19 protein-coding genes and 1 pseudogene are annotated in these 13400 nt (G+C 70.9%); 19 read left to right on the top strand and 1 reads right to left on the bottom strand.

From position 1 onward, the window contains the following. Nucleotides 1-27: 27 nt before the first annotated feature. The 18 genes and pseudogenes from ACZ6Y7_RS10540 to ACZ6Y7_RS10455 all read left to right on the top strand — a co-directional run. On the top strand, nucleotides 28-705 hold the full coding sequence (locus tag ACZ6Y7_RS10540) for a hypothetical protein (protein ID WP_465757464.1): 678 nt from the start codon (nucleotides 28-30) through the stop codon (nucleotides 703-705). A 71-nt stretch (nucleotides 706-776) separates the two neighbouring features. Beyond that, on the top strand, nucleotides 777-1301 hold the full coding sequence (locus ACZ6Y7_RS10535) for a hypothetical protein (protein WP_465757463.1): 525 nt from the start codon (nucleotides 777-779) through the stop codon (nucleotides 1299-1301). A gap of 95 nt (nucleotides 1302-1396) precedes the next feature. Further along, nucleotides 1397-1873, top strand: a complete 477-nt coding sequence (locus ACZ6Y7_RS10530; protein ID WP_465757462.1) for a hypothetical protein — start codon at nucleotides 1397-1399, stop codon at nucleotides 1871-1873. A 49-nt stretch (nucleotides 1874-1922) separates the two neighbouring features. After that, nucleotides 1923-2132, top strand: a complete 210-nt coding sequence (locus ACZ6Y7_RS10525; protein WP_465757461.1) for a hypothetical protein — start codon at nucleotides 1923-1925, stop codon at nucleotides 2130-2132. Then, nucleotides 2129-2536, top strand: a complete 408-nt coding sequence (locus ACZ6Y7_RS10520; RefSeq protein ID WP_465757460.1) for a hypothetical protein — start codon at nucleotides 2129-2131, stop codon at nucleotides 2534-2536. The genes ACZ6Y7_RS10525 and ACZ6Y7_RS10520 overlap by 4 nt, the downstream gene beginning before the upstream one ends. A gap of 56 nt (nucleotides 2537-2592) precedes the next feature. Then, entirely contained in the window at nucleotides 2593-2931 is a 339-nt protein-coding gene (locus ACZ6Y7_RS10515) for a hypothetical protein (protein ID WP_465757459.1), read from the top strand. A gap of 567 nt (nucleotides 2932-3498) precedes the next feature. Beyond that, nucleotides 3499-3858 carry a hypothetical protein gene (locus tag ACZ6Y7_RS10510; RefSeq protein ID WP_465757458.1) on the top strand — a complete coding sequence of 120 codons (360 nt, stop codon included), beginning with the start codon at nucleotides 3499-3501 and terminating at the stop codon, nucleotides 3856-3858. A 207-nt stretch (nucleotides 3859-4065) separates the two neighbouring features. Continuing rightward, nucleotides 4066-4335: a hypothetical protein gene (locus ACZ6Y7_RS10505; RefSeq protein WP_465757457.1), complete on the top strand. Its 270-nt coding sequence runs from the start codon at nucleotides 4066-4068 to the stop codon at nucleotides 4333-4335. Between the two features lie 4 nt (nucleotides 4336-4339). Further along, entirely contained in the window at nucleotides 4340-4852 is a 513-nt protein-coding gene (locus ACZ6Y7_RS10500; RefSeq protein WP_465757456.1) for a DUF6879 family protein, read from the top strand. A 9-nt stretch (nucleotides 4853-4861) separates the two neighbouring features. After that, on the top strand, nucleotides 4862-5710 hold the full coding sequence (locus ACZ6Y7_RS10495) for a helix-turn-helix domain-containing protein (protein WP_465757455.1): 849 nt from the start codon (nucleotides 4862-4864) through the stop codon (nucleotides 5708-5710). A gap of 275 nt (nucleotides 5711-5985) precedes the next feature. Continuing rightward, entirely contained in the window at nucleotides 5986-6258 is a 273-nt protein-coding gene (locus tag ACZ6Y7_RS10490; RefSeq protein WP_465757454.1) for a hypothetical protein, read from the top strand. Nucleotides 6259-6312: 54 nt separating this feature from the next. Continuing rightward, nucleotides 6313-6483 (top strand): hypothetical protein, encoded by a 171-nt coding sequence (locus ACZ6Y7_RS10485; protein WP_465757453.1) that lies wholly within the window; start codon nucleotides 6313-6315, stop codon nucleotides 6481-6483. After that, nucleotides 6480-6761, top strand: coding sequence for a hypothetical protein (locus ACZ6Y7_RS10480; protein WP_465757452.1), 282 nt, complete (start codon nucleotides 6480-6482; stop codon nucleotides 6759-6761). The genes ACZ6Y7_RS10485 and ACZ6Y7_RS10480 overlap by 4 nt, the downstream gene beginning before the upstream one ends. Before the next feature lie 6 nt (nucleotides 6762-6767). Continuing rightward, nucleotides 6768-6917: a hypothetical protein gene (locus ACZ6Y7_RS10475; protein WP_465757451.1), complete on the top strand. Its 150-nt coding sequence runs from the start codon at nucleotides 6768-6770 to the stop codon at nucleotides 6915-6917. Between the two features lie 123 nt (nucleotides 6918-7040). Next, entirely contained in the window at nucleotides 7041-7205 is a 165-nt protein-coding gene (locus ACZ6Y7_RS10470; protein WP_465757450.1) for a hypothetical protein, read from the top strand. Nucleotides 7206-7320: 115 nt separating this feature from the next. Further along, on the top strand, nucleotides 7321-8247 hold the full coding sequence (locus ACZ6Y7_RS10465; RefSeq protein WP_465757449.1) for a hypothetical protein: 927 nt from the start codon (nucleotides 7321-7323) through the stop codon (nucleotides 8245-8247). A 34-nt stretch (nucleotides 8248-8281) separates the two neighbouring features. Next, complete coding sequence (locus ACZ6Y7_RS10460) at nucleotides 8282-9535, top strand: tetratricopeptide repeat protein (protein ID WP_465757448.1); 1254 nt, start codon at nucleotides 8282-8284, stop codon at nucleotides 9533-9535. A 645-nt stretch (nucleotides 9536-10180) separates the two neighbouring features. Further along, a pseudogene (locus ACZ6Y7_RS10455) lies at nucleotides 10181-10468 on the top strand (GTP cyclohydrolase II); the annotation flags it as partial. Between the two features lie 92 nt (nucleotides 10469-10560). Here the strand turns inward: ACZ6Y7_RS10455 and ACZ6Y7_RS10450 are convergent. Further along, nucleotides 10561-11637, bottom strand: a complete 1077-nt coding sequence (locus tag ACZ6Y7_RS10450; RefSeq protein WP_465757447.1) for a GNAT family N-acetyltransferase — start codon at nucleotides 11635-11637, stop codon at nucleotides 10561-10563. A gap of 367 nt (nucleotides 11638-12004) precedes the next feature. Between ACZ6Y7_RS10450 and ACZ6Y7_RS10445 the strand changes: the two genes are divergently transcribed. Continuing rightward, complete coding sequence (locus ACZ6Y7_RS10445) at nucleotides 12005-13387, top strand: lipopolysaccharide biosynthesis protein (protein ID WP_465757446.1); 1383 nt, start codon at nucleotides 12005-12007, stop codon at nucleotides 13385-13387. Nucleotides 13388-13400: the final 13 nt, after the last annotated feature.

Below are 13400 nucleotides of genomic sequence, written 5' to 3'. Positions count from 1 at the left end.
CGGCACCACCGAAGGAACAGCGCCACCGTGACCGCCCTCCGTGACAACCTCGCCCCCCTGCGCGCCGAACTGCTGGCGCTCACCGAAGAACTCGCCCAAGCCCTCGGTCCCACCGAGTGGACCGTCGACCTGCGCCGGATACCCGACTGGCACCCGTGCGCCGAACTCGTCCGCACCGAGGACGGGGCCCGCATCCTGATCCAGCAGGAACGGCTGCGCTCCGGCCGATGGACCCTGCACGGCGTCCTTCCCGACAGCACCACCTACTACTACCGGCACGACATCGACACCGGGGACATCACCGTCACCCGGGCCAAGACCGGGGCCCAGGTCGCCCGCGACGTACAGCGGCGGCTGCTGCCCGTCCTGGACTCGGCGGTCGCCGAGATGAGCGCCCGCCAGCACCGGCACCTGACCGACGTCCACGAGGTCGACACCATCGCCCGCCGGTTGAAGCGCGTGCCCCTCACCACCGGCCGGCCGCCCGGCGAGGCGAACCGGCGCAACGGCGAGGACAACGTCCGCACCCTGCGCTGGAACCACGGCCCCGGAACGTCCTTCCGGTCACCGCGCGCCGAGGTCAAGGTCAGCCGCGCCCGCTTCAGCGGCATCGAGATCACCTGCTCTCACCTCACCCCCGACATGGCAGAGGCCGTCCTGCGCGCCCTCACCGCCTCACTGCCATCCGCCGCCGAAGCCGCGTAGGCACCAGGCCCCACCCCCGGCCGGCACCAGGCTCCACACCCCTCCCGAAGCACCGAAGGAACAGCGCCACCGTGAACAGCACCACCCTGACCACCACGCTCCGCCTGCCCTACCAGCACGAGGAAGGTGGAAAGTTCAGGACGGAGCACCGTGCCGTCACCGTCACCACCCCCGCCGGGCGCGGAGCCCAGGCGAAGCACTCGAAGGCCGTGCAGACCGCGCTGGACCTGCCTACGCTCAGCAGCCCCGGCCGCGCGGTGAAGATCGGCCCCGGGCCCCGCCCCCGGATCAAGCCCAGCCGCACCCGCACGGCGGGCGCGGGGTGGCAGCGCTGGACCGAGTCCGACGGCCGAGTCCGCTACGGCGTCGCCAGCGACACCGACCCCAGCGTCCTCGGCCTGCTCCGCCCGGCCGTCCGCGACGGCGTCCGGGCCCGGTTCCGCGTCGTCGTCCCCGCCGACGGCGGAGAGCCGTTCGCCATCGCCACCGCCCCCGGCCACCCGTGGATGCGCGACAAGGACACCGCGATGGTGCCCGCGCTGCTCCAGGACTGCCTGCCCGGCCTGCTCGTCAACAGCACCGAACTGTCGGCCTGAACCGCCCCGGTGCGGTCCGGACACCCCTCCGGACCGTGCCGAGGCCGGTCAGGCACCAGGCCCCACCCCCGAGCAGCACAAGGAGAGCAAGCAGCATGCCGAAGTACATCGTCCCCGTCGACCTGATCACCGTGCACGTCGTCCCCGTCCTCGCCACCACCCCCGAGGACGCCCAGCGCGAGGCCGAGCGCATCGTCACCGCCGACTGGGAGACCTGGTACGACCACGCCGAACCCGTCTGCGTCGGCGACGCCCTCACCCCCGAGCAGTGGGACGCCGAGCAGAAGGAGGCCCCCCGGCTCGGCCTCGTCCCGATGGGCGCCCCCGGCCGCCGGCCGGTGAAGGCCCGCCCCGCGGCCAAGCCCCGGGCGCCCCGCACCGACCACCACGCCGACGGCTCCGTGTGCCCGCCCGCGCACAAGCACACCAGCTCCGGCAAGCCGCTCACCGAGGGCTGCCCCGGCCGGGCCTACTCCACCGCCACCTGCACCTGCGGCTGGACCACCCGCAACACCGCCAAGGGCTACACCGACGAGACCCGCCGCCGCCACCTCGCCACCGAGCACGGCTGACCGGCCGCTGACACCAGGCCCCACCCCCTCCACGTCGAAGGAAGACCCCGTGCACGTCATCCCCGAGCCGCTGCGGGTCATGGACCTGCCCCGGCACCTGACCTTCGGCTACGCCACCCCCGGCACCGCCCCGCACGTCGCCCTGGCGGACGACCCCGACCGCCGGGCGCTGTGCGCCCCGGACACCTCGCTCACCTCGGACTGGGCCCTCAACGGTGACCCGCTCTGCCCGGCCTGCGCGCCGCTCGTCCAGCCGTGACCCCAGACCCCGCCCCCACCGCCACGACCACCCCGGAGACACCAGTGCCCGCCGCCACCGCCACCGCCTACACCCTCACCTACCCCCGCGCCGCCGACCGGCCGGAGATGAACGTGCGCTTCACCGCCGCCCCCGACGCGAAGGGCACGTGGACCGTCGAGGGCCAGCCCTTCGGGGCGGCCGGCCGGATGCTCACCGGAGACCGGCCCCGCCGCTACTTCGGGGACGAGGCCCAGGCCCGAGCGGAAGCCGCCTACCGAGGGCTCGTCGTGCGCGAGTGCCTGCACATCGGCCGGCTGCTCCACCTCGACCTGGAACCCCGGGACGTCCGCGTCCGCAACGGCCTCCCGACGCTCGACGGCATGGACGCCGGGGAGTGGCTGGACGCCATGGGCACCGACTGACCGCCTGCAGGCACCGGGCCCCACCCGTCCACCCGCACCACCCCGAAGGAACCCCGATGGCCAGCACCACCACCGTCAGCCTGCCCGCCGCCCTCGTCTCCGCCCTGTCCGACCGGGACGCCTTCCAGGGCCCGGGTGAAGAGGCCGTGGCCGCCGCTCTCTTCGAGAACGCCGCCTACGTCAAGCGCGGGAAGGGCCACACCGTCCACGCCGCCATGACCGCCGAGCAGATCGGAGTCCTCGCGGACTACCTGCACAGCCTGCTCGGCCTGGTGGACTCCGGGATCGCCCCCGCCTCCGAGTTCGGTGTCAGCCGCTCCCGACTCGACGCCATCGTGCGCGACCTCGGGGAGGCCCAGGACGCCACCGAAGCCCAGGACGCCCGCCGGCCGTGACCGGCCGTACGCACCAGGCCCCACCCCCTCCCCGGCGTGGGGCCGTGTCGCAATGCCGGGTGTCGGACCCCGATTTGGTTCGAGCCCCACCGTTAGAGGCTATGTCTATGTTCTTTTTAGAATGTCGATCTAAAAAGACATAACGACATAGACCACTGCGCTGTGCACTCCAATTCATCGCCCAGAGTGACCACCTCGGCAACCACCGCACCGCCGGAGACACCAGTGACCACCCACCCGCGAGGTCCGCGAGAAGTCCGGGTGGACGACGCGGGTATACGACCTCGTCGCGGCAGCCTGCGGCGACGACTACAGCGGCGTGTGGTGGGACGGCTCCGGCTACAGCCTCGTGCCGGCCGGGGCCCGTCTCGGTGCCAAGGGCCGCCGGGTACGCCGCCGCGTGGTCGAGCTGGTCCTCAAGGCCGGGTTCCTCCAGCAGGACGAGCGCGGCGACGTGTTGGCCACTCCCGACGGTCGCGCCATGCTTCGCATATGGCAGCACCACCGAGTCGGCCTCGCCGAGCCCTGGCCCGCCCGCCAAGAACCCCAGGCCCTGCCCCCGCCGACGTGTGGGCCGAGCGTCAGAGCGCCGAGCGGGCCCGTGTCGGCGCGGACATCGCCGTCACGTGGTCCGCGGTGAGCGCCGGCCGCTGGACCGTCGTCGCTGCCGGCAACGACCGCTGCCTCAACGCCACCGTCAACGACTGCGACTTCGCCCACGACTCGTACGAGATCCGGGAGAACGGTCACCACGTCTCCCGCCACCGCTACCGCCACCAGGACTACGCCGTCGTACGGCAGTTCCGCGCCGACGGCGTCGAGATCGGCGAGCGGACACCAGGGCCCACCCCTGCGGCCCCAATCGAGGTGGACTGCGCCGTGCCCCGCCGGCCGACGGCACCCACGCCCCACCATCACCCCTTGTAGCGGCCTGCTGTGACCCCGGAGGTATCGAGCGCCATGCCGAACGGAGCATCCACCCTAGCCGAAGCGCTACTTGCTTCTTCGCCCAACTTTGGGTGACTAAGCTGGCTAATCGTCAGAAACGAATACGCCTGACAGGTCGGTCGTGTACCCGCCAGGATGAGCCCACCGATTGTGCAACTTCGCGGAACCAGAGACACAGGGAGCATCGTGGAGCCTCTAGAGTTCATCGGGATCATCTCCAACACGCCAGAGGTCGACTCGCCGACGATCTGGCGCGATCCAGAGAACGGCGACCTGCTCATCCAGTCCTACAAGGCCAGCGATGAGGACTTGAGCCGCTGCAAGGAGGTTGGTTCGGTACCCGGGCACTCGACTGGCGTGCCCGACCACGAGACCGTGATTCGACTCCCCGAAGAAATGATCAAGTTCATCGTGGACCTCGCCGCGAGGCTGGCCACTCACGAGGACGAGAGGTAGCAGCGTGGCCAACCCGATCGCCAAGGCTATGGCGGAGGCCGAGTTCTCCGCCGTGCACTTGGAGATGCGCGACAACTACACGCCGAACGACCCGCAGTTCCAGCGCTATAGGGAGGGTCTTCGCTACGGTCCGGATGACCGGCCGGAGTGGTTCCAAGGCTGGACTGCCTTCGCTGGTGAAGCGATTGACCGTGGCGTGGTTATGCGCCGGGCTCGGATCGTCTCAGAGCCGGTCACGGAGTACATCCGTTACGAACACCATGTGACGTTCCTGAACGAGGCCATCGGCGAGCAGGTCCGTTGGCTTCCGCGCCGGTTGGCAGCAGACATCGCACTGCCCGGAACCGACCTGTGGATGTTCGATGACTCCAAGGTCATGTTCACCTTCTTCTCGGGTGACGGGGACGTCGTAGACCGGGAGTGGACGACCGAGCCCACCGTCGTTGAGCTCGTGAAGAACGCTTTCGAGACCGTGTGGCATAGGGCGACTCCGCACAAGGACTACGTGCTCAAGTAGTCAAACGAGATGCGTACCTCTCGCTCATCGAGCGTTCAGCAGGCCCGGAAGGCTCTCGCCGAGCGGCTTAAGGAGATCCGTAAGGACTCCGGGCTCACCGGGCCTGCTCTCGCCCTCGCGTGCGGTTGGAGCAAGTCGAAGTGCTCCCGCATCGAGAACGCGATCACCGCACCGTCTGAGCAGGACATCAGAGATTGGTGTCGGGCCTGCGGAGCAGACGACCAGGCCGCGGATCTCGTGGCCTCTCTCCGCTCGGTAGAGACCATGTTCACCGAGTGGCGACGCATGGAGCGGAGCGGGCTCAAGCGTGCCCAAGAGATGGTCCTCCCGTTGTACGAGCGAACCACGCGGTTCCGGGCTTACACACCGGGCATCCTGCACGGTCTCCTCCAGACCCGGGACTACACCCGTTCGGTACTCCAGGCCACCCGACGCCGCCGTGTTGCCGTGGACGACGTGGAGGAGGCCGTGCAGGTGCGTATGGAGCGACAGGAGGTTCTGAGAGACCGCGGGAAGACCTTCGCCTTCATCATCGAAGAAGCGTGTCTGCACCACGGCCGCGGCGGCCCAGAGGTTGCCGCCGGCCAACTCACCCACCTGATCGCCGTCGCGTCTCTGACCAACGTGAGCCTGGGAATCGTTCCGAGGGGTTATCTGCGTCACTCGATGCACGTCGAAGCCTTCTCGCTCTACGACTCGGCGCAGGCCAACGTCGAACTCGTCTCCGGGTACCTCCAGATCACGCAGCCCTCTGAGGTGGCGATGTATGTCAGCCGGTTCGCGGAACTGTCCGCGGATGCGGTGCACGGCGCTGCCGCTCGCGCCCTGATCACAGAGGCAATTGACTCTCTCGGGTGACTGCTGTGCAACCACGTGCAACTTCCTGGCACCGTCTGTAGCCGAGTCCCTACGGTCTATCACGTACCCCCCACCGCCACGGCGAAGGAGGAGAGACCTATGGTGAGACGCAACCCCAACCGGGAGTACCGCGAGGTCCTTACCGGCCCCTCGAAGTGGGAGCTGGCGAAGGCCCCGGAGGGGTGGAGCCCGCTGGCCGACTACCGGGCGGCCAATCCCGCTGGCAGGGTCCCCTCAGTGGGCGCGCTGCTCCAGAACGACGCTGTGCGCGCCAGTTGCCCCTGCTCGCGGTGCTCGGCCGGCCGACCGGCCGCGTGAACCCGATGCACGGCACTGTCCGCACGCGGATGGAGCCGCCCCCGCTCTGTCCGGCCTGCTTCCTCCAGACGTCCTACGACTCCCCGTCGCCCACCGACAACACCTGGGGATGTGACATCTGCGGACGCTACGGCTTCCTCCTGCCGGCCGAGTACGTCAGGACCCACCCGGGCGAGGACGCGGTGGTCGTGGCGGGTGTCGACCGCCACCGCACCGACCGCGCGGCCTGATCAACAACAAGCACCACCACATCGCACGCCCCGACCAGATGGAGAGGCGCAACTGTGAACAGTGTGATTGAGGGGGACCCGGTCCGGCACCGCACAGACGGCTGGACGGGCATCGTCGCCGAGACCCCGAGCAAGCTCGCCAGTCACGCCTGGGTCAACCCGGACGGCTCCAGCGACCCCTACCCGCAGATGGTCCTGCTGGCCGACTTGGAGTCCGCGGAGTGAGTACCCCGTCGCTGCCCGTCCGAGGGAGCGCCCCGACGCCGTCGGTCCGGATCACGGGCGACGGGATGGTCGTGGACCGTCCCGACGGATACCGGCAGGGCACCTGCTGGGTCTGCCACCGCGAGACGCTGGTGTGCGCCGGTAGCACGATCCAGACCCCCGGCGAGACCGAGGCCCAGAGCACCTGCCACCCCATCTGCGACGACTGCATTGCCCTCGCCCGCCGACCGCAGCGCCGCGCCGCGATGCGTGCCGCGCTCGACAAGCGCCCGGCGTAGGCCGCTGTGGACGACGGGCAGGAGGAGTACCGCGAGTCCGCCGATCGAGCCGCGCGCGGGCTTCCGACGCCGCTTCCGGTCACCCTCGCCCAGACGGTTGCCCTGGTTCTGCTGGCGCTCGTGGCCACCGCGCTCATCGCGTCCGGCGGCTTCTGACCGTCGACCCGCGCCCCACATTCTCCCGGCCTGCCGAAGGTGCCTTGTCAGGCCGGGCGGCACCACCCGCACCACTGCTTGCCCGCACCCGGGCAAGTAGAGCCAACCCGATTGGAGAGGCACATGAGCAACCTCAACCCCGGTGACCCCGAGGTCACCAACCTGACCCGCCGCCTGGACCACAGCGTCCCGGACGGCGACTTCGCGCCGGCCGTCGCCAACCTCACCCGTCGCCTGGACCACAGCGTCCCCGACGGCGACTTCGCCCCCGTGGCGACCGAGGTCTGACAGCAGACCTCAACTGATGCCGATTAGTTGACGGCATGGGCGGGCCGACGAGGAGGTCATCCCTCGTTGGCCCGCCGCGCCCAGCCGCACACCCCCCGATCAAGGAGAATCCGCTTTGAAGTCCGCCATCGCTGACCGCGTCCCCGCCGGCTCCTTCTTCGACCTTGACCGCAATGACCCGGACCTGATCCGGCTGCGCGAGCAGGGCGCGGAGATGGCGCTCCCGTTCGCGCTGATGGAGCGCCTGCTGAAGTCCGGCACTCCCTACGCGGATCACGCCCGCTCCCTGCGCACCGAACCTGTCACCGTGGCCGGGGCGGCCTTCGACTGGTTCGACGCAGAGCTGCCCGCCGAGATTGCCAGCGAGATCAACCTGACGAACTACGAGACCGCCGAGCACACCGACGAGCGCCGGGCGACACTGACCCAGGCCCTGGACCGCCTGTCGCTGGTCCACCCCGATGGCTTCGACCGCCTCCGCGAGTTCGTCCGCGGGCTCCTGTGGGTGAGCCTCAAGCCCGGCGTCCGCGTCTCCTCGCTGACCAGCTCCAGCGACCCCGCGCTCCCGTACGTCATCGTGTTCTCCGACAAGGCGACGCACCACATCCCGCCGAACACCGTCAGCAAGCAGCCCTCCCACCTCTACCTGGCGGAGAACCTGCTGCACGAGGGCATCCACCAGTCGATCAGCTTCCACGTCCTCCAACACCAGGTCTTCGCCGACGGGTACGCCTCCCAGACCTCCCCCAAGATCGAGATCCGGTGGCGGGCGCGCCAAGGCGAGGACCGTAACCAGTACTGGGAGATCGACCGCGCCTTCCACGCGACCTGCGTCTACAACCAGGTTCTCCGCTTCCGCCAGACTGAACTGCGTCGCAACGACCTCACGCCGACCGAGCGCGCGAACCTCCAGAGCGCCTACGACGAAGGCCTGCCGGCCGTGCGCTACCTCATGCGCGAACTCGAACTCCTCACCGAGCACTTCACCCCACACGGCCGGGAGCTGCTGGCCGACCTCCGCCACCAGACCGACCACCTGTAGTGCCACGCCGAGCACCCCGAACGAAGGAGGTCACGTGCTGGACAACCTCATCACCCAGGACGAGAACCTGCGGATGGTCCCGACCGACCGAAGCGAGCTTGCCGCCGCAGTCGGCCGACTCCACGAGGAACTGCAGACCCTGCCCAAGGGAAGCGACCCCGCCCGAACCCGACTCCTGACCCGCTGGATCGGCATCGGCCAACTGACCCTGGGCAACCACGACGAGGCCCTGACGTTCCTCCGGCAATCGCTCGACCTCGCCGCGGCCCTCGGCAACACCCACGCCGTCATCGCCACGGGGCTCAACCTCGGTGACGCACACCGCTACGCCGGAGACGCCCAAGGCGCGGACGCGCTCTACCGCAGCGCTCTGCGCACCGCCCGCGACCAGCACCCGGAACTGGTCGACTTCGCGCTCCAGCACACCGGCAAGCACCTGATGGAGCGCGGCGACCTCACAGAGGCCCAGGCCCACCTGCAAGAAGCACTGCGCCTGCGGATCGCCAAGGGGAACACCGAACTGGTCGGCTCCACGCAGGCCGCACTCGAAAGGGTGGAACTGCTGCTCCGCCAGGACAGCCCCTCGGCACTCAGCCCCGCCAACGCCGGCCAGTGGAGCCGCCAGTGGACCACCTGGCTCCAATCCCGCAGCACAACCCGAACGCCGGCCCGCTGGGCCCAGGACTTCCCGGCACTGCGGGACGCCGTGGTCGGGTTGGCCACGTGCCAGCGGGTGCACCCGCGCCACCTGCGCCATCAGCGCGACCAGTCGCTCCCCTCCGCCTTGCTCGCCGCCATGACGGAGGAGGCCGAGAAGGCCATCACGACCGAGGGATACCTTCACAACGGAAAGTGGAACGCCGCCGTCGGTGACGCCGCGAACAACTTCGCCGAACAGGTAGACCTCGCCGCCGTCGTAGCGCGCTCCACGGGGCTGGAGGTGGAACAGCCTCACACCGCCGTCTACATCGGGTACCGGGAGGAAGGGCAGTTCCTCGACTTCCACGTGGATGAGCCGGGCTTCGGCGAAGCCAACCTGATCCTCTGCCTCCGGCACGAGCGCCCCACCGGGGCCCACGGGGTCAGCGCCACCGTCTTCATCAACGCCGACGGCTACCTCGAATGTGCGCTCGCCCCGGGTGACTGCGTCGTCTTCGACGGTGCCCTCACCCCGCACGGACGCACGCCCCTCGGCCCAGGGGAGAGCGTCACCCTCGTCTCGTTCGGCTTCCGCGCGCGCGACCAGGCCCTGCGCACGATGACAAACCTCCCCCCGGTACCGGCGTAGAGCCGCTGTTCCCTGCCGGCCAACCGCACCCCGCAGCACCGGAGCACCCATGGAACGCGCAACCTTGATCGCTGCCCTGGTGATCTACCTGTTCACCAGCGTCCGCTGGCATCGCCGCCCCGCGAGGAGGACGACTTCCCGAAGCTTCTCCACGCTCGGGTGACGGAGAAGCGGACCGTCGAAATCTGGCGCAGGGGCCTGCATTTCGACATCCGGGTCTTCGACCGCCATTGACCATCTCGCACCCCCGCCGTCCACAACACCCGGCGGCGGGCCCGCCCCGTTCGGTGACTGCCCCCGTTGCCACCGAACGGGGCCTTCTCGTCCGTCCGGAGAAGCCTTGCTACCCGAAGTTGATCACCGGATAGGCTCCCCCGCATGACGTCTACGAAGCAGCGGGGCATGGTGGGGCTCGAAGTCGAGATAGTCCGAGGCGGCCCCGACGCCCCACGGGTGGTCTACCTCCCGTCTGACGAACTGGCCGAGGCGGAGTTGACCATGGACCGCCTGCGCGCCTACTCGAACAAGGTCCGGAAGGCAGCAGCGAGCAACGTGAGCAGTCAGCCGGGCTTGGAGGCAGGTACATAGCCTTCCAGCTCAAAGAGTTTCCGCAGGTCGGGAACAAGCTGGAGGGGTGTACCGTTACTCCAGGACTCCGGGTTGGACACGTACGACGCCAACACCGCGCTGGGCCTTCCCGAGGACGGCCGGGACTACACCGCCGCCGCCCAGATGCTCGCCGCGCTCGGCGCCACCGGCGTCGACCTGCTGAGCAACAACCCTGACAAGGCGGCGCAGTTGGCCGACCTCGGGGTCGCCGTGCGGCACCGGGTGTCGACGGGCGTGCACCTGTCGGCGAGCAACGTCCGGTACCTGACGGCGAAGGTGGAGCGGACGGGGCACTCGATCGAGCTGCCCCGGCTGGTCGGCTGAGCGGCCGCCCCGAGTCGACCGGGCGGGCGGGGCGCACCCGGCCGACACCGTCAGGCGTCAGGCGTCAGACGTCAGACGTCAGGCGTCAGGCGTCAGGCGTCACGGAAGCCGATGACCCGTTTGACCGCGCCGCGCAGCCGTCGGTCCGCCGCCGTCAGCGGCAGGCGCTCGCGGTAGTAGGCCGGGGAGGCCACCGGCCGCGCGCCGAAGCTCTGTTTGAACGCGGCCAGCGAGGAGTCGGGCCGGGCGTCGCCCATGTCGTAGACCAGGCTCCCGGCCGCGCACGCGTCCTCGACGGCGAGCCGGTGCAGCAGGTGGTTGGCGTGGACCGGGTGCGCCAACCGCCGGTCCATCGCCCCGCGCCAGTACTTGGTGTGGGTGCCGTGCCGCAGTACGACGATCGCCGCGGCCGGCTCCCCGCCGCACCGGGCCAGCCAGATCGCGCAGGCGTCGCCGAAGCGGTCCGCGACCGCCTCCAGCAGTCGGGCCGGCTCCTCCCGTCGGTGGCGCCGGCGGGCCAGGGCCGCCGGCTCGTGCTGCTGCTCGGCCCAGCGGGCGACCGACTGTTCGTGCAGACGCCGGAACTGCGGCACCAACCGCCCGCCGCGGTCCACCTCGACCTCCACGTCCGCGCGTCCGGCCTGGCGCACCCCCCGGCGCACCCGCTGGTGGAAGCGGTGGGCCCAGACCTCCTCGAAGCCGCCCGCCAGGTCGAGGAGGTAGGTGGTGCGGTCCACCGACGCGAAGGCCCCCGGGGCGGCTTCGTCCCAGACCGCACGGGCCGCCCGGGGGTTGAACCGCACGGCCACTCGCAGCGCGGGCCGGGCCGCGAGGTCCTCGAAGACCAGCCGGGCCTCCCCCGGGTCCGGCGTTCCGTCCGGGGTGTCCGGCACGACGGCGCCGCCGACGCCCCACCGGGGCCAGGACTCCTCCGCCAGCAGCCGAGCCGCCCGGCGGCGGTGCCGGACCAGCGGAACGAGGAGCCGCCGCCCGCTGTCGAAGCGGTACAGCCGGCTCGCGTCCGCCAACGGCCAGGTCGCGCAAAGGCAGTCGAGCCAGGTCGGCGTCTGCGTCACCAGCGCACCGCCGTCGCGCTCGACCAGCTCCCACCACAGCGCGCGCGGCACCGGACTGGTCACCTCGACACCGGCGGGAGGCTTCCTGGGCATGGGAACAAGGGCTCCTCTCCGGCTCGGGTCTCCGGGCCCCGCTCTCCAGGCTAGGCACGCCGCCCGGACACCCGCCCGACGCCCGGTGCTCCCGGCACCCGCCCGACGCCCGGTGGTCCCGGCACCCCGCACCCCGCACCCCGCACCCGCCCGACGGCCGGGCACCCCATGCCGACCCCCACGCCCACCCCACGCCCACCCCACGCCCCACGCCCACCCCACGCCCCACGCCCCACGTGTCCCCGCCCACCCCACACCCACCCCACGCCCGGGCGCCGCCCGGGGGCCCGGTCATAAAATGGGCGAGCCGGCCCCTACCGGCTGCGGGTCGCGTCCCCACCCGGCGGGCCGGGGACGGGAGCAGCTGGTGGTGAGCAACCGGGCCGGCCCGTCGGCCGCCGCCCGCCGGTCGGTGCGGTCGCGGGGCCGGGCGCTCCTCGACTCGGCCAGGGGCTACGACCCGCTGCTGCGCAACGCACACCTGCTGACCCTCAGTTCCGTCCTGACCTCGCTGCTCGGAGCCCTCTACTGGGCGCTGGCGGCCCACTGGTACAGCCCGGCCACCGTCGGCCGCAACTCCGCCGCCGTCTCCGCGATGATGTTCCTCGGCGGGGTGGGCCAGCTGAACCTCGCCAACGCGATGGTGCGCTTCGTGCCCTCCGCCGGGCCGCGCACCGGGCGCCTGGTGGGGCTGGCCTACCTGGTGGCCGCGACGGTCACCCTGGCCCTCGCTGCCGGGCTGGTGCTGCTGATCCCCGTGGTCTCCCCGGGGCTCGGCTTCCTGCACGGCTGGGGTCTGGGCGCGGCTTTCGTGGTGGCCACCGGCGCGTACGCCATCTTCAACCTGCAGGACGGCGTCCTCACCGGTCTCCGGCGGGCGGACTGGGTGGCGCTGGAGAACGGGCTCTTCTCGGCCGAGAAGATCGGGCTGCTGGTCGCGTTCGCCGCCGTCGGCGCGGTGAACGGGATCCTGCTCTCCTGGATGGTCGGGCTCGCCCTCGCCCTCGTGGTGACGAACGCCTTCGTCTTCGGCCGCGCCGTGCCCCGGCACGAACGGACCCCGCCGAAGGCCCGCGCGGACACCTCGGCGCCGACCTTCGGCTACCTCGCGGCCGACTACCTGGGGGCGATGTGCTGGCTGGCGGCGGTCAACCTGCCCGTCGTGATGGTGCTCAACCGGCTCGGCGCCGCCGACAGCGCGTACTTCTCGCTGGCCTGGATGGTGCCGTTCGCGCTGTACTGCTTCAGCTCCAACATGGGCTACTCGCTGGTCGTGGAGTCGGCCCGGGACATCACCAGGCTCGACGACTACCGGCGGGTGCTGCGGCACTCCGGCCGGGTGCTGGTGGCCTCGGTCGTGCTGCTGATCGCCGTCTCCCCGTGGGTGCTGCGGCTGTTCGGCTCCGGTTACGCCCGTCACGGCACGGTCCTGCTGTGGCTGCTCGCCCTGTCCGCGCTGCCGAACCTGCTCAACACGACCGTGGTCGCGCTGTCGCGGGCCCGGCGCCGGATGGGCGTCGTAGTGGGCGTGCTCGGCGCGCTGTCGCTGCTGGTGCTGGCCCTGACCGAGGCGCTGCTGCCGGTGCTGGGCATCACCGGCGCGGGCGCGGCCTGGCTGATCGGCCAGACCGTCGTCGCGGCGGTGCTGCTCTGGCGCCGCTCCTGGTGGCTGCCCGCCTCCCAGTCGCAGCCCGCCCCACAGGCGCCGCCGGCCCCGCCCGCCCCGGTCGCCGACGGGCCCCGCGCCTAGCGCGTCAGCACCT

The organism is Kitasatospora sp. NPDC053308 (assembly GCF_055585785.1).
Note: the sequence above shows the minus strand (reverse complement) of the source record. Positions and strands in the feature narration are given on the sequence as shown.

Excerpts from the sequence above, each read along its gene's own strand:
- ACZ6Y7_RS10470 (WP_465757450.1), top strand. The coding sequence starts at position 7,041 with ATGAGCAACCTCAACCCCGGTGACCCCGAGGTCACCAACCTGACCCGC.
- ACZ6Y7_RS10495 (WP_465757455.1), top strand. The coding sequence starts at position 4,862 with ATGCGTACCTCTCGCTCATCGAGCGTTCAGCAGGCCCGGAAGGCTCTC.
- ACZ6Y7_RS10450 (WP_465757447.1), bottom strand. The coding sequence starts at position 11,637 with ATGCCCAGGAAGCCTCCCGCCGGTGTCGAGGTGACCAGTCCGGTGCCG.
- ACZ6Y7_RS10515 (WP_465757459.1), top strand. The coding sequence starts at position 2,593 with ATGGCCAGCACCACCACCGTCAGCCTGCCCGCCGCCCTCGTCTCCGCC.
- ACZ6Y7_RS10530 (WP_465757462.1), top strand. The coding sequence starts at position 1,397 with ATGCCGAAGTACATCGTCCCCGTCGACCTGATCACCGTGCACGTCGTC.